Origin of the sequence: Microcoleus sp. CAWBG640 (assembly GCF_020883015.1) — a bacterium.
GTDB classification, from domain to species: Bacteria; Cyanobacteriota; Cyanobacteriia; order Cyanobacteriales; family Microcoleaceae; genus Microcoleus; species Microcoleus anatoxicus.
On record NZ_JAHRFC010000016.1, the window covers coordinates 77,547 to 100,549 of the forward strand.

Genomic DNA, 23,003 nt, shown 5'->3' on the forward strand with positions numbered 1-23,003 from the left:
CGCTGTAAATCTCTTGTTATCACTAATAAATTTTCTGCGGTCATCTTCGCCCCTACGAATATATTTGCACTCATTGAGATGCACCCGTCTAGAACAGGCTGGAGGGCCTGTTGCACAGTAATTATTGGGGGTTGCTCAACAAAATACTACTATTGGCCCTAGCAGTTATTTCGGTAGATAGAGGTGCGATCGCCAGTCCCTGTGAAAATCTAATAACAAGCTCAAAAATACCAAAATTCGCGATCGCCCCCAACCCGCCATGCAAGGAACAAATCAACTCAGGACAGCAGCGCTACTAGGACTTCTCAGCGGCCTTCTAGTTTTAGGTAGCTATTATTTAATCGGCAACGAACAAGGACTTTACATCGGCTTAGCATTAGCCGCCTTCAGCAGTTTTAGCTCTTGGTACTACTCCGATACCGCAGCATTAATGGCTTACCGCGCCCGCCCGATCGCCCGCAGCGAAGCTCCCGAAATCTACGATATGGTAGCATCATTGAGCGCCAAAGCCGAAATTCCCGTACCGAAAATCTTTGTAGTTCCGACTCAATCTCCCAACGCATTCGCCACAGGAAGAGACCCGGAACACGCGACAATAGCAGTTACCGAAGGCATCATCAAACTGCTTTCCCGCGAAGAATTGGAAGGCGTGTTAGCCCACGAACTAACGCACATTCGCAACCGCGACACTCTCACACATCCAACGATAGGCGGTTTCAATTTCACCAAAAGCGGGTGGTTGAATTAGGACTTGATAACTCATAGACGGGGAGGAATGTTGAACTGCTGCTGTAGCGCTGTCATGGCTCGATCGGCTGGAATACCTTCACCTCGCTCGAAGCTTTCTAGTCCTTTACGGATGCCAATAATAGCTTCTAGGTAGTCGATACGATCTAGCAGTTGTTCGTAGGTATTGAGTTGGGGGTGTAGAGACGATTTGAGCGATCGCACCAAACTGAGAATATCCGCCAGCAGTTCGTCAGGGGTGGTATCGATTTCTTGGATGAGGAGTTCTTTGATAGTCATCACGGAATCTCAGGAGGATTGATACTTTGATTATACGATCACTCTTTCATTTTAGGCGGTCATCAGAAACAAGAAAGGGCGATCGCTCCAGGTTGAAAAAATAGAAAGGGCGATCGCACTATCCGTGCAATCATCGCATTAGAATAGTGGAAATAGAATAAGATTGTGAGCGGTCAACAAATGGCGCAAATTACCACGACTGAATTAACCCAAACCCGACCGACTCTATTGATAGAGGTCGAACGTACCAAAACTCCTCTAACCGTCATCCATGAAGGAAAAGCATTAGTGATTATTTATCCTGCGACCACCCAAACTCTACGTCCCAGCTTTGGCGCAATGAAAGGAAGCGGTGAAATATTAGGAGATTTAATTGCTCCTGTCGCCGAACCGTGGGAGGTTTTAGAATGAAACTTTTACTCGATACCCACATTTGGCTGTGGTATTTACTCGGCGATCCGCGCCTATCGCGATCGCTTCAAACGGCGATCGCCGATCCTAATACCGAACTTTGGCTGAGTCCAATTAGCATTTGGGAGACACTCATCCTTGCAGAAAAAGGACGGATATCTTTACAGCCAGATCCTGTAACATGAGTTAACTTAGCTTTAAAAACCCTGGAAACTCGTGAAGCTCAAATGAATCACTCCATTGCGATTTTGAGTCGCGAAATTGCACTGCCTCATCAAGACCCCGCAGACTGATTCATTAGTGCCACAGCTATTTACTATGGATTAACATTAGCCACAGTTGATGCCAACCTTACAGGCAATTCGGCGCTACAAACACTCAGTTAGGCAATAGCGTAATGAAGCCATACAACTTTCGGGTATAATGACCCTCGGCGAGATGGGATATTTTATATTTTTGTAGGCGATCGGTCTTGATGCGCGATGGGCGATCGCTCCGATCGGAAAAAATCTGAAGGGGTTGTGCTGGCATGACTCGATCGCCTATGATAAACAGTATAGTTCAGGAAAATCTATGCCTGCAAAAGATATCTTTCATGCTGTTGTACGTTCAGCTTTGGAAAAGGAAGGGTGGATAATTACTCACGATCCTCTGTATCTCAAAGTAGATGAGGATAAGTTATATGTGGATTTAGGTGCGGAAAATAATTTATTAGGAGCAGATAGGTATGGACAAAAAATAGCAGTAGAAATTAAATGTTTTTTAGGTCTTTCAGTGATTAATGAGTTTCACGAAGCTATTGGTCAAGCTTGGAACTATAAAGTGGTCCTAGAAGATCAACAGCCCGATCGAGTCCTTTACTTAGCAGTTCCGAAAGATATTTATGAGGAGTTTTTTACTCGACGTTTAGCTCAAATGTCAGTGACGCGGATGCAATTAAACTTGCTTGTATTTAATCCTGTAAAAGAGGAAATTGTATCATGGAGATAGAAAAATATAGAGAACTGATAAAATCGATTATTGAAAAACACTCTACCTGCGATTATGAAGATCCAGAAGTGGAGACTCAAATTGCTTTCGATCGCGATCGCGATCGCTACTTGATGTTTCATGTGGGTTGGCGTGGAGAAGGACGAGTTTATGGATGTGTGATTCACATCGAAATTAGATCGGGTAAAATTTGGATTCAACGGGATGGAACTGAGGTGGGAATAGCTAACGAGCTAATTGAATCGGGAGTAGCTAAGTCCGATATAGTTCTGGGATATCGATCGCCGTATATGCGGAAGTTTACAGAGTTGGCGGTGGGGTAGTGGTTGCGATCGGAAAATAAGTAGAATTATTGCAGTGTTTGATATTTGCTGTGAGGGCGATCGCTCTTTCATTTTAGGCGATCGGTCATCGGAAATAACAAAGGGCGATCGATCTTGATGCGTTATGGGCGATCGCAATTCGTACAATCATCGCAGTGTTTGGTATTTGGTGTGAAGGGCGATCGGTCTTTTTCAAGACCGAAATTCATTTCTTCTGAGATTCTAAGTTAGTAACCTTTGTTTCTAAGTTGACGACCTTTGTTTCTAAATCTGATGCTCTTTTTTCCAAATCGCTAATTCTTCGTGCCTGAAAAGTTGTCATTAAAAAAAACAAGACTATTATAACAAAAGTCGCTGTAGAATATAAGTTATTCCGTGCAGAATATCTACTAGCACCTCCATAAGATTTGATAACTTGATAGTCTACCCGATCTCCAGGATCGCTATATTTGGGTTGCTCTTCAGACATATTCAACTCCTTCTTCTTAATAGATGGGCGATTAAAGGTGTAAGATGATCTTTCCTTTTTCCACTGGCTGTAAAAACAAAAAAATCATTTATGTTTAATTCATCACAAGCTCTAGAAATATTGTCGATCATCCGTTTAAAATGTTGCTTAGCATAATCTTGAGGATTTTGAGAATTGCTTAGAGTTAAATCTCCGTTATCGGTCAGTTTTTCAATTATATCTAATTTATTTATCAAAACTATAACAGTTTTTAAATTTTTGCTATATAAGTTGCTCAACATTACTTGTAACATGGCATCACCAATGTAGTCGTAGTGTTCTCGAACTCTTTCTTCTATTTTATCTGAGATATCTCCATTCTTAAGCCACTTAAGTATATCTTCATCATTATAGGGCAAGCCCTGTCCGTCAACTTTTCTAGGAACAAGATCTACAATGAATAAAATCGCATTAATTACGCGATTTTTTGGAGTACCAAAAAAGTCTGGCGGACTTTCAAGTATTACCTGACTGGGATTTTGCCCTTGGTAGTCCGCTATTGCCACGTCTCTAAAGTTCTTTAATCCTACCTGAACTGGGAACTTATAATAGTCAAAAACATCAGTCGAGATTCTATTTCTGTCAGGATCTGTAAGTGTAAAAGCGGTTTCTATAAAGGTAGTTTTACCACTGCCAGCCCGACCAAAAACACAAATTCTATAAGTTGATTTTTTGATAAATATGCTACCAAGCAAACAATCTAAGTCGTCCCTGATATGGTTAAATAACCACGCTCCCAATGCACCAAATACGAAAATTGCAATAGTTACAGCAGCGTCTGGCTTGGAAAAATTAGAATAAAATATCCAAACTATAACGAAAATGAAAACAATCAAGAAAAAAATGATAAAAAATATACCCTTCTTGCTCATATCTGTTCATAACCCTATCAAGGCTGTTTAATACAATATTCCAAAATATATAAATTGCAAAATATAGAACTGCTAGCGCTCAATACTTCAATTTACGTTTTATATTTATCATATTATCCTGAATAAACTCCAGGTTTGTCAACTAAAAAAATGTTCTATTTTGCCGAGAGCTTTTTCCCATATTCACTTTCTTTAATCTGGTTTTGTACGAAAATGTACGAGAATGTTGGCAGATGTGAGTTATAATACATAAAATAATCGCATCTACCCAACCAGATGAATCTTAAAGAAATGTTAAAATTCGCTGATGACATAGTATTTGCTAAAACTGGTCAGCACCTTGACGATTTGCAAGCAGCGGTATTGCAAGGAACTCTACAACGCGAGACATACAAAGAAATAGCGAAAGATTTTGACTGTTCTGAAAGTCGCACCAGGGAAATCGGAGCGAAATTATGGCAGATACTTTCAGAAGACTTAGGGGAGGATATCAATAAAAAGAATTTTCGATCGGTAATGGAGAGGTTTCAAGTTTCCATATATTCAAACGTTGCACAAGAAGAATCGGTGCAAATTAACAGCGTTAACATCTGTGGAGAAGGTAGACACCCGCCAGATATATCAAAGTCACACCCACTAAATCAGGAAACAGCTAACTCAAAACAGACTAAAACTCTACATCAAGATTTAAGCGAGATGCCGGAATTGGGTGATTTCTTCGATCGCACCCATTCACTCCAAACCCTCACAACCTCGATTATACAACAAAACAGCCGCCTCATAGCCCTCACCGGCATCAGCGGAATCGGCAAAACAACCCTAGCAGTAAAACTCGTACAACAAATTAAAGACGAGTTTGAGTACGTTATTTGGTGCAGCATCGACGCATCCCACACCCTAGATGAATTTGAACATAAACTAATACAGTTTTTTTCCCAGTCAGAAAACCCAGATTCATCCCCAACAAACCCCAAACGCTTACCACTAATTAAATATTTACAAAAACATCGTTGTTTAGTAGTCTTAGATGACGTTCACAACCTTTTTTGTAGTGGTGAATTGGCAGGGAAATATAAACCAGAGTACGAAGAATATCGCTCTTTATTCAAACAAATAGAAAAATTATCCCATCAAAGTTGCTTTCTGCTAATCGGTTGGGAACAACCGAGAGAAGTGACTCAATTTAAAAACCAAAATACTCCCATTCGTACCTTACAACTCAAAGGTTTAGACATCGCAGCCGGACGGGAAATCCTGAGAGATTGTGGGTTAGAAGAAATCGACAACAGTGAAGCACTCATTCACCGCTATGAAGGCAATCCGTTATGGTTGAAAAGCGTGGCGAATCTGATTCAAGAGTTGGGAATCGGCGTGACAGAATTATTACTAGATGATAGCATATTGTTGCCGGAAGATTTGAAAGATGTTTTACAGCAGCAGTGCGATCGCACTTCCGAACTAGAAAAACAAGTCATGTCATTGTTGGCGAAAGAAAACCAGCCAGTCAACCTAGCAAAATTGTTAGAAAAAGGACAAATATCATCATCAGATTTACTCAACGCGCTCCAATCTTTATCGCGGCGCTGCTTAATAGAAAAACAGGAAAGTCTTTACACTTTGTCACCTGTACTGAAGCAGTATATCAAAGGGTTGTAACTGAGATATTGCACTAATATCAATAAGGGGCTTTTTTATGGGTGGGGGCGGGTTTATTTAATTTGTTTGCACCATTTAAGACTGTTCGCGAACCCGCCCCTACAGCTACAGGAATTCGCTATTATACCAGTAATCGGCGAATATATCAAAGGGTTATAACTGATATCTTACACCTGCGGTCAAAAACCTGTAGGGGCGGGTTCACCAATAACCTTAAAGGATATCTAGAGACTAAAAAACCCGCCCCCACCCCGCGCGAAACAGTTGAAATTATTGTAATTATGGAGGCGGTTAATCGATGTGCTATCATAGAATCCAAAACTTATTGAGTCGAGTTATATGACCACAATAACTACAATCACAACCGCCTCCCAACTCGCTGATTACTATATCTGGTTCGCCAATGACGTAGGTTCCTATCTCAGCAACCACAAGCTACAAAAACTATTGTACTACGCCCAAGCATGGTATCTAGCCTTTGAAGATACACCGCTTTTTGATGAAGATTTTGAAGCCTGGGTGCACGGGCCGACTATCCCGGCTTTATTTTATGAATACAAAGAACAATTTGACTTTAAGCCAATTCTCAAGGAAGTCGAAAAACCAGAGTTTCCAGAAGAAGTACAAGAGTTTTTAGACGAGTTATCCGATGAGTATTTCTTTTGCGATGCCTATGAGTTAGAATTGATGGTGCGACGCGAAGATCCTTGGATTAATGCTAGAGGTGAGTTGCCAAAAGATGAACCTTCTCATGCTATTATTTCTAAGGAATTAATGAAAGAATTCTACAAAACCCGTGTTATCGAAGAAAATTAAAAAAGCAGATATACGCCGCCAGCAATCTTTATCTAGTATCAATCGTCTAGATGTCAAAATACCCGAAGGAATTAGTTTTTCTTTCAGGTATTATCAGGATGATAAAGATAAGTTCTCCATTGGCGGTAGAGATGCTAAGTATCTAGCATCTCTATTGAGAAGGCTGCGCGATTTGTCACAATTGAACTCTCAAGAAGTTATCAATAATCAGAGTAAAAGTCTGCGCTGTCATGGCATAGTTTGGCAAGATACTACTGAACCTAATGGTTTTGGGATTCCCAATGAATCTGCGTTAGTAAATATGCCATACCAGTTTCAAATCTCTGCTAATGAATACGGTCGGGTACATGGATTTTTTAGTGAAAATATTTTTTATATTGTTTGGCTAGACCCAGACCACAATCTTTATAGTTGAAATGATTATACTTTTTAGAGTGTCAATTTAACAATTTACAAGTTGATAAATATCAAAAAACGCAGGTGGTCTTGTTATTATCTGCGTTGATCAGTGGTTAAATCAAACAGGATTTACGCACTCCGAATAAAGAAACCGGGTTTTTTCCGAATTTGTCGCCGACAGCGGAGTATTATCGTAAAAACCCGGTTTCTGGGATTCCACTGCGACAAAGAAACCGGGTTTTTTCTGAATCTCTCACCTATAGCGAGTATTATCGTAAAAACCCGGTTTCTGGACCCCCAGAGAAACCCTGTTAAACTCAAGCCACAGCCTGATCTAAAGGCCGCACTTCAGCCAGTAATTTGTGCAAAGCCTCACCTTCAACTACTTCAGTTTCCAATAGCTTCTGCGTAATTGTTTCCAACAATTCCCGATTGGTTTTCAGGATATCCAAAGCTTGTTGATGTGCAGTTTCCACAATTTCTTTCACTTCTTTGTCGATCGCCTCCGCAGTTTGGGCACTCACCGCACGGCGCGCATTTCCCATACCATCGCTGAGGAACGATTGTTGAGCGCGATCGTAAGCTAGAGGCCCCAAAACCTTACTCATCCCGTAAGTTGTCACCATCCGTTCCGCTAAATCGGTGGCCCTTTGTAAGTCGTTGGAAGCGCCAGTAGTAATGCTACCAAACACAACTTCCTCAGCCGATCGCCCTCCAAGTAGTGTAGCAATCTGACCGCGCAATTCCGCCTCATCCAACAAGAAACGATCTTCAGTCGGTACTTGCAACGTGTAACCCAATGCAGCCATACCGCGCGGGACGATCGAGATTTTCGATACTTCGCCACCGCCAGTCATCACAGCGCCAACCATCGCGTGCCCGACTTCGTGGTAAGCCACAATCTTTTTCTCTTTTTCGTTGAGCACCCGGCTTTTCTTTTCCAAGCCAGCTACAACGCGCTCAAATGCCTCATAAAAGTCTTCTTGTGCGACAGTGAGACGCTTGTTACGAGCCGCCAACAAAGCAGCTTCATTGACCAAATTTGCCAAATCTGCACCCGAAAAACCAGGGGTACGAGTGGCGATCGCCTTCAAGTCAATATCCGGGCCCAACTTCACTTTTTGAGAATGAATGTTCAAAATTGCTTCGCGGCCAGATAAATCCGGGCGATCGACCAAAACTTGGCGATCGAAACGGCCGGGGCGCAACAAAGCAGCATCCAAACTTTCCGGGCGGTTAGTTGCAGCCAGCACAATTACCGTAGTATTGCCCGCAGCAAAACCATCCATTTCAGTTAATAATTGATTGAGAGTTTGTTCCCGTTCGTCATTCCCACCAAAAGCAGCATTAGTGCTACGAGATTTACCGATCGCATCCAACTCATCAATGAAAATAATACAAGGAGCCTGCTTCTTAGCCTGCTCGAATAAATCTCTAACCCTTGCAGAACCAACACCGACAAACAATTCCACAAACTCCGAACCAGAGATGCTAAAAAACGGCACACCAGCTTCACCAGCCACTGCTTTTGCTAACAGAGTTTTGCCAGTTCCCGGAGGTCCGACTAACAGCACACCCTTCGGAATGCGCGCGCCAATTGCCGTAAATCTGTCTGGAGTTTTCAGGAACTCAACAACTTCGACCAACTCAGTCTTAGCTTCTTCTACTCCAGCCACATCAGCAAATGTAATTTTCGCCGATTCACCTTCCACGTAGACCTTAGCTTTGCTTTTGCCGATCGAGAGAGCACCCTGCGGACCACCACCGCCCCGGTTCATAAAAAATTGAAAAATCGCCACAAAAATCAGTGGCGGAACTACCCAGCTCAAAACACTGCCGATCCAGCCATTTTTAGGCGGAGGAGCTGCTGCAAATTCCACACCTTTGTCTTCCAAAAGTTTAGGTAATTCCAGGTCAAAAATCGGCGTAGTTGACAGAACTTGTCCTGGTTTATCACCTTCACCTTTGAGTTGGTAGCGAATTTCATTTTGACCTACCGAAGCTCTGACTACATTTTGTTCTTGCACTTGATGAACAAACAAACTGTAAGGAACTTGGGGAATTTGGGGCCCGAACAAATTCGGTAAAAAGATGTTAGCCAGTAAAAACAGACTTGATAGCAATAACAAAATATTGCTGATTTGGCGAAAACGAGGGGGTTGGGGCTGGTCTTTAATTGCCATTGATAACGATCATCCTTTTAGTTAAATTTGTTTTATTCATCTATTTTGCCATCAAAAGTGCGCGGAGTGCTAAGCGGATTTCCTCACTTTGTTAGTCGGTTAACCGGGCTGCACTGATTGGGAATGAAAAACGAACCGCGAAGGCGCGAAGAACACGAAGGAAGAGAGGAAGGAAAGAGTGTTATAGTTGTAAATGGTTATTATTTTATAATTTATTTAATATTTTATTCCTCTTTTCTTACTTCGCGCTCTTTGCGCCTTCGCGGTTCGTTAATTTCCAAATTTCCCATGTTTCAAACTACTCGTCGTCGTCTCGCTATTTGGTACACTGCTGTTACTGCCGTTTTGTTACTTGTATTCGCCACGGGTTTCTACTTCTACGTTCGTAATACTTTAATCGATCGCATTGACGACACTCTTAATCATGTTGTCGAAGTAGTTGAGCGCACTCTGGTTATTGAACCGTTAACTTCCCATACTATCGGATATACAACTAAGTCGCAAGTTAATATTCAAGCGAGTTTTCGAGACAGCACGGATGCCGTGGAGGATGACCATATTGATTTAGAATGGTTTAGTCCTACGGGCAAATTACTTTGGTCTACTTTATCGGAACCGCTGAATATTCCGATTCATGCTAACCGTATGGGGGAAACGGTTTGGGTAGTTAACAATAAGTTGCAATCTGAAAACTATTCTCTCAGACAAGTGACGCAGCGAGTGGAAATCGGCCGCCAAGTTTTGGGATATTTGCGAGTCAGCCATCCTTGGTTTGAGGTGACAAAACCGATTCGCCAATTAATTCTCGATTTGATTTTGGGTGCTAGTTTAACTCTAATTTGTGTGGCGGCTATTGGCTGGCTGCTGTCGGGATTGGCGATGGAACCTGTGCGAGAATCCTATGGGCGTCTCAAACAGTTTACTGCTGATGCTTCTCATGAACTCAGAAATCCGATCGCCACTATTCAAACTAATGTCCAAGTCGCTTTGGCGGAACCGGATATCGAACCTCAGCAATATCAACAGCTACAAGTGATTGAACGCCTAACTCGCCGTTTGGGACGTTTGGTTGATGATTTGCTATTTTTAGCTAGACAAGATAGTGGCATCGTACAGCAGCAGTGGATTGTGGTTCCCCTGGATGCTTTGTTGATTGAAGTGATTGAAGAACAACTGGCGATCGCCAAAACCCAAAATCTCTCTTTATCCTTAGAAATAGTCGATTCACCAAACACAGAAGGTAACTTTACAGTATTGGGAGACTGGGATCAACTAGCCCGACTTTTTACTAATCTCCTTAGCAACTCTGTGCAGTACACGCCCTCTGGCGGTGAAATTCAAGTGGAATTGCAGCTTGGAGTCAAGATGTTAAATCCCGCACTGCAAGTCAAAGTCACAGACACTGGTATCGGTATTTCCCCAGAAGCATTGCCGCACATATTCGATCGATTCTACCGCGCCGATCCCGCCCGCACCCACCGCAGCGCCGCCGGTTCGGGTTTAGGATTGGCCATCGCCAAAGCCATTGTCGAAAATCACCGAGGCCACATCCACATAGACAGCCAAGTCGATCGAGGTACCGCCGTTATCGTCACCCTCCCCGCCCACAAATCAGAAACATCTCGCCCCTAAAACTTCCCCTCTTCCCAGGGCTGTTTCATTCTTTGTAGGGGCAATCCCCCCGTGGTTGCCCCAATCTCTGAAACACCTACAAAATCGTGGATGGGGAGGGTAGGAGGCATTGGTGTCAACTTAAGGTCAAAGGTAGCCACAGACTGCTGTTTGACTATTAAATCTAGATCCCCCCTAGCCCCCCTTAAGAAGGGGGGGATAAGAGTCCGATCTTTCGTCCCCCTTCCCCCATCCCCCCTTGGGGGGGGGCAGGGGGGGGTGGGGGGGCTAGGGGGGGGTGGGGATTTAGGGGGATCTAGACTTGGCTATGAACGAGAGATACCAAGGCTTTCAGGCTTAAGTTGACACCAATGGGTAGGAGGGTAGGCACTCTTGGCACTACCCCTACAAAACCATGATTTGTCACCAGAATGAAACAGCCCTGCCCCTCTTTCCCTTTTCCTCTGCGCCCTACCACAGAAGAATCCAGTCGATTCATGGGTGGGGAGGTCAAGTCATACATTAACATTAACGGTGGAAAACCTCGATCGAACTCGTGAGGAGTTACTTATGTTTCGCCACAATCTACAATTCCCAAAATTGAGCTTGCTAGCAGCCACCTGTACAGGTTTGCTAGTCAGTCTCGCCAGCATTTCCCTTGCTGGTGGGCCACCACCCCAAGGAAAACCAGTTTCCCAACCGACTGCTAAGCCACCAGCCGGTAAACCCGTCAGCGCACCGACTCCTGCTACAGCGACTCCTGCGACACCCCAAGATGCGCCTCCCCGATTTCCGTTTCCCGGTGCCAGAATCACCCCAGTAGAAGGTATGGTGACAATCAAGCTGGTAAATAGCACCAATGCTGTGATCAATTATCAAGTAGTTGGGATGAGTCAATCTCGCACTCTGGGGGAACAATCAGAAATTTCGATCAAAAACTTGAAAGCCCCAATCACCCTCACTTACCAGCGAGCTGACGGCGGATTGCTGTTGGTGCGAACCCAAGCAACCGCTACAGCGGGAATGTTGCAAATCACTTTTGGCGCAACCACTGACTTGGGCGCTGATACCAAATCCCTGGAAGTTCAGGAAGATGGGAAAGTATTTTTGAATTAGTCATTAGTCATCGGGAATTGGGCATCGGGAATTGGGCATGGGGCATTGGGCATTGTTGACTGTTAGCTGTTGACTGTTGACTGTTAACCAATTGCCAATTGCCAATTCCCAATTGCCAATTCCCTATTCCCAATTCCCAATTGCCAATTCCCAATTCCCTATTCCCAGTTAATCGCCTAGAGACAAAGGAGGTAACTGAGTAAAAGGTAAATCTTGGTTGACTGCATCAATTTCTGCCTGTTCTCGTTCATTGATTTGACCGATATAAGACTTGAGAATTTGCGCCAAACGGTTGTTATAAAATCGGTGCAAACTATAATTGGGTGTCGCTGGAAAGCCGCGCCGTTTTTTGTGCCTCCCGCCCGCACCGGGATCGAAGGTTTGGATGCCGCGATCGATCGCCCATTCGATCGGTGTATAGTAACAAGCATCGAAGTGCAAGCAGTCAATTTCCTGCAAACTCCCCCAATAGCGCCCGTAAAGTCGATCGCCCTTATACAAGCAAAAAGACATTCCCATCGGCTGTCTGTCGTCTTCCTTAGAATAGGCTGCTACAAACAAAACGCGATCGCGATAATTGTCATGCAATTGTTCAAAAAATCGCTTCGTCAAATACTTGCTTCCCCACCAGCCAAATTTGTCGCAAGTATTCTCATAAAAAGCATACATTTGCCCAAACATGGGTTGGGGAATTTCATCGCCAGTCAAAGTTTTGACTAACAAACCTGCTGTTTCAACAGCTTTGCGTTCGCGCTTGATATTACGGCGCTGATTGGCATTAAATGTGCCTAAATAACCCTCAAAATTTTGATATCCTTGATTTTGCCAAATATAACTGTGGTGCAGCCAAGCACTAAAACCATGCTGTTCCATGCGTTGACGCCATACCGGATCGACGTATAGGAAATTGCAACCAGAGATATTGTGGCGATCGCAAAAATAGTCGATCGCGCTTACCATGACTCCCGTCAACTCATCTTCATCTTCCCCCTCCGCAATCAAAAACCGATAGCCTTCTGCGGGTGTAAAAGGAGTCATTCCCATCAATTTGGGATAATATTGAACACCCAAACGTTGAGCTAAATCAGCCCACTGATTGTCGAAGACAAATTCGCCGTAACTGTGACTTTTGATATAAAGCGGTGCACAAGCAATCAACTGTTTGTCTCGCCACACTGTCAAGTGATGCGGTAGCCAACCGTTTTTACCTGTGGCGCTACCGGAAGTTTCGAGATTGTTAAGCCAATTCCATTCGAGAAAAGGCGTTTTTAGCGGCATCGCCAAAGCATCCCACGATGCTTGCGAAATATCTGCTATTTTCGTAATCCAGGCTACAGAATATTGTTGAGCTTTTGGCTTTGGCAGCATAGGGAAATTTGAGCGTAGAGCGAACTTCATCGAGACTTACGCAGAGATCCCCCTAAATCCCCCTTAACAAGGGGGACTTTGAGAATACTCTTGTCCCCCCCCCTCTTGTTAAGGGGGGCTTTGAATACTCTTGTCCCCCCCTTCTTAAGGGGGGCTAGGGGGGATCGAGCTTTGAGACTCTCCATGCGTAAGTCTTGTTCATTTAACTTAATACAACTCCCCTATTTATGGGTATTTTGACTCTGCGCTCGATCGCACCGATAATGCAAAAACACCTCACCCCCCACCTGTTTTACCGCCAACAGCTCCAATTTGGGCGCTAAATCCGCTAAAAAACCCTTTCCCTCCACAGGTGTCGGTGCATCCGCGCCGCCCAAAATTAGCGGGCACACCGTCAGCCAGAGCTCGTCGATGAAGCCTACAGCGAGCACAGACGCGACGAGTTTTCCGCCTCCTAAAATTGCCAAACGTTCGATTCCGAGGGCTTCTAGTTGTTGAAAAGCATCAATCCAATCGATTTCTCTCTCGATAGTGTTGGCGATTAAAGTGCGATCGAACAGAGATGTTGCACCAATATCAAAAGTCAACCCCCCCCAACCCCCCCCAAGGGGGGAATATCCGAGAGGGATTGCTGTTTTCCTACAGTCATTTCCAGTTAGCAGCCAGCGGGGAACTGGTTGCTGGAAAAATCGCCAGTTGGGGTCAAATTCGCGCGATCGCGAACACACAATTTGCACGGGTTGTGGGGGCTTTCCTTGCAGTTTTCTTTGTTCGAGCAAATCGGGGGAAATTACTCTCATAGTGGTTCCATAGGCGCGTAAAGTGCCGTTGCCAAACAAAACTGCATCACTGTTTGCGACTTGTTTTTCGAGGTGGGATTTGTCGTTAGCTGAACCGAATCTGGCGGCGGTGAGGGCGGTATCTGTAATTTTGCCATCGGCACTCATTGCCAGTATTACTGTTGTGTGAATCATTCGATAACTTTCCGCATAATAGGCTCTCTCGGATGTTGGGTGTAAAATGTAGCAAATAATACTAAATTCCTGAATAAGGAAAGCTGAAACCCTAGATTTTGCTAGCTCATAATCATTACTTATCACCATAATTACGAGAGAGCCGACTCATTTACCTAATTCCCTAATAAACGCTCGATCGCAATTGAAACATCGGGAAAAGCCAGGGGGTTAATATTACCGTGAGTCAGAGTTTCTCTGAATTGATAGCCTTCATCGGTAGGATCTCGAAACACGATTAATTCCATAGTTCGCAAATTGACAACCCAATACTCGGCAATCCCGGCTGCTGCGTAAATTTTGCTTTTAATTCCCAAGTCTTTAGTTAGGGTATAATTGGAGTATTCTATCAGCCAAAAGATGTTTTCTGGATAGGGATGATGTTCTCGATAATTTTGTCCCAAACGTTGAATTACAGCGATATCTGGTTCGGGTTCGGAGTTGTTAAGTGGCAAGGTAATCGGCTTACCTTGCCGCACTTTAGCCCGATCTCCCAGCAAGTACATTAGGTACTCTCCAGCCTCATCGCTACAGTAAGCATGAGATTCTCCTTCGGGAGCCATTTCGATGATTTCTCCACCTATTAGTTCAACTTTTCGCCCTTCCAGAATCCCGGCTTCAATGATGCGGTGGTAGTCTGCAACCGTCCATTTTACAGTTGTGACGCTCACGGCGATTACTCCTATGTTTTTATTGTTATTGTACAGGCGATCGCACATTTATCTCAAAGAGTTTTGCAAGTCAATACCGAGTAAAAAGTAATCTCCTGGGGCGAGTACATCGGTGATTTGGTTTAAGAAAATATCGTATTCCTGTGGGGTAAAATTCCCCATAGAACTACCCAAGAAAAAAATCATCCGCGCTGGCAAAGATGTAGGTTTTAATTGGGCGATGGCTTGTTCGTAAGTCCCTATTAACCCTTGAATATGTAAAGCCGGATATTCCTTTTGTAATTGAATGGCACTATCTTTGAGAATGCTTTCGCTATATGGTTCGGTGACATCTATTCGGTGACATCTAACAGTCCCATAGCAATTAAACCCTTTTCTAAGGCTCTATGGAAACTATCTAAATTCCACAAATAATATGGTGTTACATCGTGACTCAGTTGGAAATTTTCGTGAATGCGTCTAATGCCAATTAATAAAAGGGCCATCGCATAAATTCAGTCATGCTCTTGAATGTTTTTCTTAAATTATTGGCATGAAATTCACAGGCAAGAATGAATCCTTGCCGTAAATGGATGCTCAATTGTTGGTTGCTTGTAAACTCCGTTTATATTTTTCCGGCTCAGTTCTAAGTTCCACATGAAGGAAATCAATTCCCTCTTGTTCTAGTAATTCTAGGATAGCTAGATTTAAGTTTTTCTCAGCATCAAAGTAGAGATTGTCATCATTAACAAAAGCAACGACTTTAATGACTCTGGCATTATTTTCAATCTTGCTAAAACGAACTATTATTTCTTTCGATAAGCCCTTAATATTTGAGGGTATTTCTCGAAGAGCATCGCATATTCTGGCAGTTTGCTTTGCTGATATGCCATCAATTTTGAGAGTTAAACTAAGACCCCACTTTAATTCACTACCAGGATTTTGTGACCAATTTTCTACAATGCCAGAAATCATTTTAGAATTCGGCATTTTCATTATAGAACCCCACTGATATATATGCAGAGTTGTGGTTCTGAATCCGATATGGAGTATCTGCACAAAACCCTCTACTCCTGATATTCCCACCCAGTCACCTTCTCGATAGAGATTATCGGAGTAAATAATCAATGTACAAAACCAATCATAAACGATATCCTTCAACAGCAAACCAAAGGTGATACCAGCACCGCCTAATAGACCAACCAATGCAGCGGCAGATTGTCCTAAAAATATCTCACTTATCTTGATTGCCAATACAATAATTGCTGCTGATTGAAAAATCTTTGGCATTAAAGGTCTGAGCAATTCATCAAGCTCTGTTTCAGTGTGTAGCACTACGTTGGCTATTACCTGACCCAAAATAGAAGAGCCTCGGTAAACAACATAAGCAACTATGAAAATGACTATGTAGTTGATCGTACTACCGATTGTTTGGTTCAGTTGAGAACCTAAGTTTTCTGCTAGAATTTCTTTGCTAAGTGAAAATCCACCAATCAGAATCAGCCAACTTAAAGCAGGCTTGATAATTGCAATCAACTCATCATCAAGTGTCGTTTCGGTTTTTTTAGTAAAACGCTCAATGGTTTTAACAATGACTGAAACAAAAAATCTCCTTAATGTCTGTGTTAAGGTCAGGATAATGATAACAATAGCGATTTTGGCAATCGGTATGCCGGAGTAATTGATATTTTTTAGCGTGTCCCAAACTGCTTCCATAGGTTAATCAACGGGTAATTGAGTTTTTCTACTTGACCAAGAAACTATTGGGAGAAATTCGCCTAAGTTAATTTTTTTATTGGCGGAATGAATTGCTCCCGTTTAGCGAGTCAGTAATATAGCAATCACATGTTACCAGACTTTATGGCAAAAATATAAGAAATATATGAGATGGCCAAAATTTGGTTTTTGCGTAGTTTTGGTTTTTGCGTAGTTAGGGTAAACCTTCGCTACCTTTACCCCTGACTTCGCCACCTTCATCACCGTCCCTGAGCCACCGTCGCGGGTCCGGATCGTCGATCGCACTCTAGATGTGGGGCGAACTAGGTGGGGCTGACACCCCGGCTTTCTGGCGTCGCCTGGGGCGGCCAATTGAAGGTTGACGCACAGTGTCAACTTTTCTAACAATCATTGACATACGCTACTAGATGGGCTTGCGGATAATTTTCACCAGGACAATTGCTGTTGTTAGCAATTGTTGCTGTTACGATATAAGGGTTAGTCAACAGAGTAACTGACTTGGCGACTGCTATATTAAAATCAATCACGGAGGCGATCGCCAATTATCGATACTTGCCTAAAGTCTCAACAATTACCTGAGCCTAATCAGCACTGAGGACGATTCCAGCTAGCTATTTGCCCTGATAAGTTAAGAACAGTAAAAATTACTTGACTTATTACAGAGGTGTATTATGTTTGGATTTTCTATCTTGGCTATGTACGTGATGACTTTTTTGATACTCACTCAACCTATGAGTAGTGGTAGGAATCGCGACTGGTGGGTGGAAGTGGATACAGACTCACCAAACCGCACCTATTACTTTGGCCCCTATCGAAGTAAAGATGAAGCCGAAAATAGCACGATCGGCTATATCAGAGACCTGGAGAGGAAAGGAGCTAAAAAAATTAGCATCGACATCAAACAAGGTCGTCAACCCAGCCAACTACAAACCAGCGAAGAGTAACATAATAGGTTGAAGGCTAAAACATGAAGAGGTCGATCGATATAAATCCTGTCACATTGCGGGTTCACAAATATCCATAACTTCACATCTAGATATTTGTCAACCCGCCTAAATCCAAGAACAGGTTTGCATTCCTTCCTTGGTTCATCAGGTATCGGTGACGGCAGTTTTTTCAAAGCAGGCCTTGGTTTAAATGGCTGCGAGGATTAAAAGTACGATTTGCCTTGATTTTTTCATAACATTCCCGTTCTAGAGTGCTAATTTCTTTTGGCGGTACGATCGCAATTTTCACCAAAAGATCCGTTCGTTCCTCTTTGTTAGGTTTCGGCCATCCCTTACCCCGCAACCGCAAAGACTGTCCCGATCGCATTCCAGCAGGAAATTTTACCGTTATCATACCTTCGGGGGCCGGCACCTCAATCGACGCTCCCAAAACCGCTTCATCGGGAGTTATCGGCACTTCGCAAACCAAATTTTCTCCATCAAACTGGAAGAAAGGGTGAGGCAAAACTTCTACTTTCAAGTACAAATCTCCCTGCTGCTTCGTATAGGGATCGATTTGACCTTTGCCTTTCACCCGAATTTTGCTACCCGTTTTCACTCCCGCAGGAATCGAAACTTCCCCGCTGGCGACTTTCTTAGAAGTGCCGCGAAATGCTTCCCCCAAAGTCAGGGAAATACTGACTTCAGTGTTGAGAGAGGTTCCCGCCGCGCGGTTTTCGTACCCCGCAAAATCTTCAAATCCGCCAAAACCAGTGGGACCCCCTGCGGTAGTGCGGTAGTTGCTGTAATTCCACTTACCACTGTGGCCGGCACTAGCACCCGCGCCGCCACCCCGGCCGAGCAATGTATTGATAAATTCGTCAAAACTGCCGTACTGGCTGAAGTCCACGCCTCCAAAGTCTGTAGGGCCACTTCCCGAAGGCCCGCCACCACCGGGCCAGCCCCCAGTCGTTGCAGCAGCTTGCTTCCAATATTGACCATATTGGTCGTATTTTTTGCGTTTTTCTGGATCTGACAAAACTTCGTAGGCTTCGTTGACTTCTTTAAAACGAGCTTCGGCTTCCTTGTTCCCTGGGTTCATGTCCGGGTGATATTTCCGGGCTAGTTTGCGGAAAGTTTTTTTAATTTCATCTGCGCTGGTAGTTTTGTTGAGTCCCAAAATAGCGTAATAGTCTTTAAAGTCGGTTGCAGCCATTTACCAATCTCCTCTTTATTAGTTGTTACTTGTTAGTTTTTAGAAGCAATAAATCCTAGATTCACAGGATAGGCAATAATTTTGATGCTGGCGGTGAAAGTTCCCTGGGGCATCTCATCCAAATTATAGGTTATCAAATGTTTGGAGTCGATCGAGTGCGGTTGTTCCAAGCTTTACGTCCGCAATTTCCACACCTGGTCAGATTTGAGATGGGATATTTAAGATTTTAAATTAGGGAACTGTGTCATTACCGGCTGTGGGCATTTTGGCATGGTGGAGGCTATGCTAGGGATGTGGCTGTGGTAGCTGGGGTGATGTGCGCCCCGTTTACTCTCACGATCGCATCGAAGGACTCGATGACTACAAGGCGATCGTCTTCAGCGAGTCGGGGCGCGCGATCGTCTTTATCTATTTTGGGAGCGCTGAAAATTTTACCGAATAAATGGGTCTAAAGCCCCTTCTTCAGTAGCAGGATTTTCTTCCTTAAGTCGATCGATTAGATAGATTTAATTCAACAGCAAACTGCACATTTATGGAGTTTTTTGTTAACTAGAACACACACTTTCCAAAAAATTAAGATAGGATGGGATTTCAATAAATTATTCACACTACCAGGGTGACAAGATGATTAACTATTTGCTGGGCTGGCCTTGTGGCTGCTGCGACGATTGGAAGGATCTTTCCGAGAACTCGATTGTACTCAGAAGCGGGCAGCACATTTGTCAGTCTTGCTACGATCGCAAACTCCAGACTCAGAAGCTAGCGGCCAGACGCAAGAGAGCGAAGATTTCTGTATCACAGCCAACTGTTTTACAGACTTTGCCTCACTAATCGGCGATCGCCACAGAAGTTAGCAAGTAGGTTAGCCAAATTCGAGGGGCCATGGAGAGCGATGGTCAACAGCGATTTTCCATGGGGGCAATTATATAGAGCGATCGTTAGTCATTAGTCATTGCTCATCCCTCGCTGTTAATTATTCATTAATTCACAATCATTTATCATCAGTTATCGATCGGGTATGCCACAGATTTAAAATTCAATAACAAACTACTGAGAACTAATGAATAACTAATTATGAGTAAGAGCGAATGACTAATAACTAATAACTAAATGATTGTTCCATCGGGAATCGTAGCATTTTTCAGCACTACCACAATGCCGCTGCGGATGTAAAAACCTTCGCTTTCGCGATTGGCTTCTTCTACTCGGTCTTTATTAATGATTTGAACATTGCGGCCGATGCGGGCATTTTTATCCACAATCGCGCGGCGAATTGTGGTATCTGCACCGATGCCAAGGGCAACCCCACTATTTTCCAATGCTGAATGGCGTTCGGCATCGGGTTCGTAGAAGTCAGAACCCATGACGAGGGTGTCTTGAATGGTACATCCGGCTTCAATGCGCGATCGAACTCCCAACACAGAATGGTCGATCCGGCACTGTTTGAGAATACACCCTTCGGCAATAATTGATTCAGTCACCGTAGCATCTAACAACTTAGTCGGTGGCAAGAAACGCGGGCGAGTGTAAATGGGAGCATTTTCATCGTAGAAACTGAAAGGAGGCTTAGGCTGTTTGGTGAGCGCCAAATTAGCATCATAAAAAGCCTCAATCGTTCCAATATCTTCCCAGTAATCGTCAAATAAATAAGCTTGAACGTTATGGTCTTTTGCCGATGCCGGAATAATCTCTTTACCAAAATCAGTTTGGTTTAGGGATTGTTTAAGAAGTTTAATCAAAACCTCTTTTTTGAAAACATAAATCCCCATCGAAGCAATGTAAGGACTTTCCTTGGCTTGTTCTGAGGTCAGTCCCAGTGTAGTGGTATCGACCTGCATTGCTTTGAGCGCATCGCCTTTTGGCTTTTCGCTAAAAGAAACAACCCGACCATTGTCGTCAATTTTCATCAAACCAAAATCCGATGCCCGCTTCTCATCCATGGGCAAAACGGAGAGGGTGATGTCAGCATTGGTTTGGCGGTGTCTCTCCACAAATTTGCGGTAGTCCATGCGATAGAGGTGGTCGCCCGAAAGAATCAAGTATTCGTCAACGTCCCACTCTTGTAGCAGCCACAGATACTGGCGAACTGCATCGGCTGTCCCTTGAAACCAGTCAGGGTTTTCCTGAGTTTGCTGGGCTGCGAGTACCTCGGCAAATCCGTCTGTGAAGCCGGAAAATTGGTAGGTACGAGCAATGTGGCGGTTCAGGGATGCGGAGTTGAATTGGGTAAGGACGTAGATTTTGAGTATTTCTGAGTTGATGCAATTGCTGACTGGAATATCGATGAGGCGATATTTGCCGGCAAGGGGAACCGCGGGTTTGGCGCGCAGTTTGGTTAGGGGGTAAAGGCGGGTGCCTACACCGCCACCGAGAATGATGGCTAATACTCTTTTCAAGGAACTTCCTCCAGGGGGCCGATGAACTCTCCAAGTCCAGTGTCTGATGGTGAGGACTTCTTGACAAGGGGGAAACTTTGGATTTTGGATTTTAGATTTTAGATTGGGGATTTTTGAGTTTAAATACTTATCACTAAATTGAATATATCTTCAAAAAGATCTTGTATTTTCTACCAAAAGTTAGATACCTCAGCAACCTCTGCTACATTAGCCTAAGCCATAGCAAGCTAGGAAAACTGTATGCAGATTCAAACGCCGGACTGGGTTAAACACGCCGTATTCTACCAAATATTCCCCGATCGCTTCGCCAAAAGCCAACAGCCCCGCCAGCGCCTGCTGCAAAACTTCATGTGGGAGGAGTGGCACGAAATTCCGACCCTGCAAGGCTACAAAGGTGGCGACTTGTGGGGCGTGATGGAACAGCTAGACTACTTGCAAGATTTAGGGATTAATGCCATTTACTTTACCCCGATTTTTCAATCGGCGAGCAATCACCGCTATCACACTCACGACTACTATCAAGTCGATCCGATGTTGGGCGGTAATCAGGCTTTTAAAGATCTTCTAGATGCTGCTCACGCCCACAACATCAAAATCGTCCTCGACGGCGTATTTAATCACGCCAGCCGCGGCTTTTTCTTCTTCCACGACATCCTCGAAAACGGCTCCCATTCTCCCTGGTTGGATTGGTTTAAAATTGAAGGCTGGCCGCTAGCTCCCTACGATGGCAATTATCCGGCTAATTACGCCGGTTGGGATGGCAATCGAGCGCTACCTGTATTCAATCACGACAATCCAGAAGTCCGAGAATATATCATGGAAATAGCCGAATACTGGATTAAGTTCGGCATTGACGGCTGGCGGCTAGATGTTCCTTTTGAAATTAAAGCGCCAGGATTTTGGCAGGAATTTCGAGACCGAGTGAAGGCGATTAATCCCGAAGCTTACATTGTGGGCGAAGTCTGGGAAGATGCGAGGGAATGGCTCGACGGTACCCAATTTGATGGGGTGATGAATTATCTGTTTGCTGGGCCCACTATTGCTTTTACAGCGGGCGATCGAGTAGATGTAGCTCAAATTGAAGGTCGTTCTTACCGTCCCTATCCGCCACTTTTTGCTCAGGAGTACGGCGAAAAAATTCAGCACGTTTTAGAGTTGTATCCTTGGCCGATTCAGCTCACTCAACTCAATTTGTTAGCCAGTCACGACACCGCCCGGTTATTGTCCATTACCGGAGGCGACCAAAAAAGTGTTGAACTTGCTACCTTGTTGCTGTTAACTTTTCCCGGAGCTCCCAGCATTTATTACGGCGATGAAGTTGGTTTACCTGGTGCTCTCGATCCTGATTCCCGTCGCGGTTTTCCTATCAAATCTGATTGGAAACTCGATGTTTTAGATTACCACAAGCAATTGATAGCTTTGCGACAAAAATACTGTGCTCTCCGCACCGGAGGGTATGAAATTTTGTTTGCTCAGGGAACAGTTTATGTTTTTGCGAGAATCTTGGGGGATGAAGAAATTGTGGTTGCGGTCAATGTCGCCACAGAAGCTGCACATATTAGCTTTGAAATGCAGGTAATAGATCCCGGCCGAAGTTTCAAATATGCTCATCCGAAATTGCTGTTTGGTCAAGGTGAGTTTGTTTGGAAAGAGGAAGGGGAAACTCGCTATTTAGAATTGAGTCTGCCGGCGCGATCGGGCTTGATTTTAGGTTAAGCTAATTTAGCAAGCAGTGGCTAAATTAGTCTGGGACGCAACCATCTTAAGAATAGGGCAACCATCGGGG

At 44.0% G+C, this 23,003-nt stretch carries 28 protein-coding genes; 14 read left to right on the forward strand and 14 right to left on the reverse strand.

The genetic code is table 11. The features are described from left to right. Positions 1 to 259: 259 nt before the first annotated feature. On the forward strand, positions 260 to 748 hold the full coding sequence (locus tag AAFP11_RS11035) for a M48 family metalloprotease (protein ID WP_341737105.1): 489 nt from the start codon (positions 260 to 262) through the stop codon (positions 746 to 748). An 11-nt stretch (positions 749 to 759) separates the two neighbouring features. Here AAFP11_RS11035 and AAFP11_RS11040 read toward each other — a convergent pair whose 3' ends face one another. After that, positions 760 to 1,026: a hypothetical protein gene (locus AAFP11_RS11040; RefSeq protein WP_341737106.1), complete on the reverse strand. Its 267-nt coding sequence runs from the start codon at positions 1,024 to 1,026 to the stop codon at positions 760 to 762. 165 nt (positions 1,027 to 1,191) lie between these two features. Between AAFP11_RS11040 and AAFP11_RS11045 the strand changes: the two genes are divergently transcribed. Next, positions 1,192 to 1,437, forward strand: coding sequence for a type II toxin-antitoxin system Phd/YefM family antitoxin (locus AAFP11_RS11045; protein WP_341737107.1), 246 nt, complete (start codon positions 1,192 to 1,194; stop codon positions 1,435 to 1,437). After that, a complete protein-coding gene (locus AAFP11_RS11050; RefSeq protein ID WP_341737108.1) occupies positions 1,434 to 1,622 on the forward strand; it encodes a PIN domain-containing protein in 189 nt (62 codons plus the stop codon). Before AAFP11_RS11045 ends, AAFP11_RS11050 begins: the two co-directional genes overlap by 4 nt. A gap of 193 nt (positions 1,623 to 1,815) precedes the next feature. Here the strand turns inward: AAFP11_RS11050 and AAFP11_RS11055 are convergent, their stop codons facing one another. Then, on the reverse strand, positions 1,816 to 1,968 hold the full coding sequence (locus tag AAFP11_RS11055) for a hypothetical protein (RefSeq protein WP_341737109.1): 153 nt from the start codon (positions 1,966 to 1,968) through the stop codon (positions 1,816 to 1,818). 42 nt (positions 1,969 to 2,010) lie between these two features. On the opposite strand from AAFP11_RS11055, the gene AAFP11_RS11060 reads away from it, so the two are divergent. Beyond that, complete coding sequence (locus AAFP11_RS11060; protein WP_341737110.1) at positions 2,011 to 2,427, forward strand: XisH family protein; 417 nt, start codon at positions 2,011 to 2,013, stop codon at positions 2,425 to 2,427. After that, on the forward strand, positions 2,418 to 2,750 hold the full coding sequence (locus AAFP11_RS11065; RefSeq protein ID WP_341737111.1) for a XisI protein: 333 nt from the start codon (positions 2,418 to 2,420) through the stop codon (positions 2,748 to 2,750). The genes AAFP11_RS11060 and AAFP11_RS11065 overlap by 10 nt, the downstream gene beginning before the upstream one ends. Before the next feature lie 205 nt (positions 2,751 to 2,955). Here the strand turns inward: AAFP11_RS11065 and AAFP11_RS11070 are convergent, their stop codons facing one another. Further along, positions 2,956 to 3,219 (reverse strand): hypothetical protein, encoded by a 264-nt coding sequence (locus AAFP11_RS11070; RefSeq protein ID WP_341737112.1) that lies wholly within the window; start codon positions 3,217 to 3,219, stop codon positions 2,956 to 2,958. A 2-nt stretch (positions 3,220 to 3,221) separates the two neighbouring features. After that, positions 3,222 to 4,130, reverse strand: a complete 909-nt coding sequence (locus AAFP11_RS11075; RefSeq protein WP_341737113.1) for a GTPase domain-containing protein — start codon at positions 4,128 to 4,130, stop codon at positions 3,222 to 3,224. A 276-nt stretch (positions 4,131 to 4,406) separates the two neighbouring features. Between AAFP11_RS11075 and AAFP11_RS11080 the strand changes: the two genes are divergently transcribed. The 3 genes from AAFP11_RS11080 to AAFP11_RS11090 all read left to right on the forward strand — a co-directional run bounded on the left by AAFP11_RS11080 (position 4,407) and on the right by AAFP11_RS11090 (position 7,017). Continuing rightward, positions 4,407 to 5,786, forward strand: coding sequence for an NB-ARC domain-containing protein (locus AAFP11_RS11080; RefSeq protein ID WP_341737114.1), 1,380 nt, complete (start codon positions 4,407 to 4,409; stop codon positions 5,784 to 5,786). Positions 5,787 to 6,125: 339 nt separating this feature from the next. Continuing rightward, positions 6,126 to 6,602 carry a type II toxin-antitoxin system antitoxin SocA domain-containing protein gene (locus AAFP11_RS11085; RefSeq protein WP_341737115.1) on the forward strand — a complete coding sequence of 159 codons (477 nt, stop codon included), beginning with the start codon at positions 6,126 to 6,128 and terminating at the stop codon, positions 6,600 to 6,602. Continuing rightward, entirely contained in the window at positions 6,583 to 7,017 is a 435-nt protein-coding gene (locus tag AAFP11_RS11090; RefSeq protein WP_341737116.1) for a hypothetical protein, read from the forward strand. Before AAFP11_RS11085 ends, AAFP11_RS11090 begins: the two co-directional genes overlap by 20 nt. 301 nt (positions 7,018 to 7,318) lie before the next feature. Here the strand turns inward: AAFP11_RS11090 and ftsH4 are convergent, their stop codons facing one another. Further along, complete coding sequence (ftsH4, locus tag AAFP11_RS11095; RefSeq protein ID WP_341737117.1) at positions 7,319 to 9,184, reverse strand: ATP-dependent zinc metalloprotease FtsH4; 1,866 nt, start codon at positions 9,182 to 9,184, stop codon at positions 7,319 to 7,321. Positions 9,185 to 9,472: 288 nt separating this feature from the next. Here ftsH4 and AAFP11_RS11100 point away from each other — a divergent pair, with 288 nt between their 5' ends. Together AAFP11_RS11100 and AAFP11_RS11105 are read left to right on the forward strand one after the other, a co-directional pair. Next, on the forward strand, positions 9,473 to 10,816 hold the full coding sequence (locus tag AAFP11_RS11100; RefSeq protein ID WP_341737118.1) for an ATP-binding protein: 1,344 nt from the start codon (positions 9,473 to 9,475) through the stop codon (positions 10,814 to 10,816). A 549-nt stretch (positions 10,817 to 11,365) separates the two neighbouring features. Continuing rightward, complete coding sequence (locus tag AAFP11_RS11105; RefSeq protein WP_341737119.1) at positions 11,366 to 11,911, forward strand: hypothetical protein; 546 nt, start codon at positions 11,366 to 11,368, stop codon at positions 11,909 to 11,911. Between the two features lie 168 nt (positions 11,912 to 12,079). Here AAFP11_RS11105 and AAFP11_RS11110 read toward each other — a convergent pair whose 3' ends face one another. The 6 genes from AAFP11_RS11110 to AAFP11_RS11135 form a co-directional block, all read right to left on the reverse strand. Continuing rightward, positions 12,080 to 13,279: a GNAT family N-acetyltransferase gene (locus AAFP11_RS11110; protein WP_341737120.1), complete on the reverse strand. Its 1,200-nt coding sequence runs from the start codon at positions 13,277 to 13,279 to the stop codon at positions 12,080 to 12,082. Between the two features lie 221 nt (positions 13,280 to 13,500). Further along, positions 13,501 to 14,253: a RibD family protein gene (locus tag AAFP11_RS11115; RefSeq protein WP_341737121.1), complete on the reverse strand. Its 753-nt coding sequence runs from the start codon at positions 14,251 to 14,253 to the stop codon at positions 13,501 to 13,503. Positions 14,254 to 14,408: 155 nt separating this feature from the next. Further along, complete coding sequence (locus AAFP11_RS11120; RefSeq protein WP_341737122.1) at positions 14,409 to 14,963, reverse strand: Uma2 family endonuclease; 555 nt, start codon at positions 14,961 to 14,963, stop codon at positions 14,409 to 14,411. Positions 14,964 to 15,011: 48 nt separating this feature from the next. Continuing rightward, positions 15,012 to 15,299, reverse strand: coding sequence for an L-histidine N(alpha)-methyltransferase (locus AAFP11_RS11125; RefSeq protein ID WP_341737146.1), 288 nt, complete (start codon positions 15,297 to 15,299; stop codon positions 15,012 to 15,014). After that, positions 15,296 to 15,448, reverse strand: coding sequence for a hypothetical protein (locus AAFP11_RS11130; protein WP_341737123.1), 153 nt, complete (start codon positions 15,446 to 15,448; stop codon positions 15,296 to 15,298). Before AAFP11_RS11130 ends, AAFP11_RS11125 begins: the two co-directional genes overlap by 4 nt. 91 nt (positions 15,449 to 15,539) lie before the next feature. Next, positions 15,540 to 16,658: a mechanosensitive ion channel domain-containing protein gene (locus tag AAFP11_RS11135; protein WP_341737124.1), complete on the reverse strand. Its 1,119-nt coding sequence runs from the start codon at positions 16,656 to 16,658 to the stop codon at positions 15,540 to 15,542. A gap of 692 nt (positions 16,659 to 17,350) precedes the next feature. Between AAFP11_RS11135 and AAFP11_RS11140 the strand changes: the two genes are divergently transcribed. Beyond that, the gene (locus AAFP11_RS11140; protein WP_341737125.1) at positions 17,351 to 17,623 is read left to right on the forward strand and encodes a DUF1816 domain-containing protein; all 273 of its coding nucleotides are present in this window, start codon (positions 17,351 to 17,353) and stop codon (positions 17,621 to 17,623) included. A 172-nt stretch (positions 17,624 to 17,795) separates the two neighbouring features. On the opposite strand, the gene AAFP11_RS11145 is transcribed toward AAFP11_RS11140, so the two are convergent. Together AAFP11_RS11145 and AAFP11_RS11150 are read right to left on the reverse strand one after the other, a co-directional pair. After that, positions 17,796 to 18,821 (reverse strand): J domain-containing protein, encoded by a 1,026-nt coding sequence (locus tag AAFP11_RS11145; protein WP_341737126.1) that lies wholly within the window; start codon positions 18,819 to 18,821, stop codon positions 17,796 to 17,798. 32 nt (positions 18,822 to 18,853) lie between these two features. Beyond that, on the reverse strand, positions 18,854 to 18,991 hold the full coding sequence (locus AAFP11_RS11150; protein ID WP_340541293.1) for a hypothetical protein: 138 nt from the start codon (positions 18,989 to 18,991) through the stop codon (positions 18,854 to 18,856). A 146-nt stretch (positions 18,992 to 19,137) separates the two neighbouring features. Between AAFP11_RS11150 and AAFP11_RS11155 the strand changes: the two genes are divergently transcribed. After that, a complete protein-coding gene (locus AAFP11_RS11155) occupies positions 19,138 to 19,263 on the forward strand; it encodes a hypothetical protein (RefSeq protein ID WP_341737127.1) in 126 nt (41 codons plus the stop codon). 277 nt (positions 19,264 to 19,540) lie between these two features. Further along, positions 19,541 to 19,675 (forward strand): hypothetical protein, encoded by a 135-nt coding sequence (locus AAFP11_RS11160; protein WP_341737128.1) that lies wholly within the window; start codon positions 19,541 to 19,543, stop codon positions 19,673 to 19,675. Between the two features lie 252 nt (positions 19,676 to 19,927). Here AAFP11_RS11160 and AAFP11_RS11165 read toward each other — a convergent pair whose 3' ends face one another. Continuing rightward, complete coding sequence (locus AAFP11_RS11165) at positions 19,928 to 21,217, reverse strand: glucose-1-phosphate adenylyltransferase (protein WP_341737129.1); 1,290 nt, start codon at positions 21,215 to 21,217, stop codon at positions 19,928 to 19,930. A gap of 240 nt (positions 21,218 to 21,457) precedes the next feature. On the opposite strand from AAFP11_RS11165, the gene AAFP11_RS11170 reads away from it, so the two are divergent. Then, positions 21,458 to 22,933 (forward strand): glycoside hydrolase family 13 protein, encoded by a 1,476-nt coding sequence (locus tag AAFP11_RS11170; protein WP_341737130.1) that lies wholly within the window; start codon positions 21,458 to 21,460, stop codon positions 22,931 to 22,933. Positions 22,934 to 23,003: the final 70 nt, after the last annotated feature.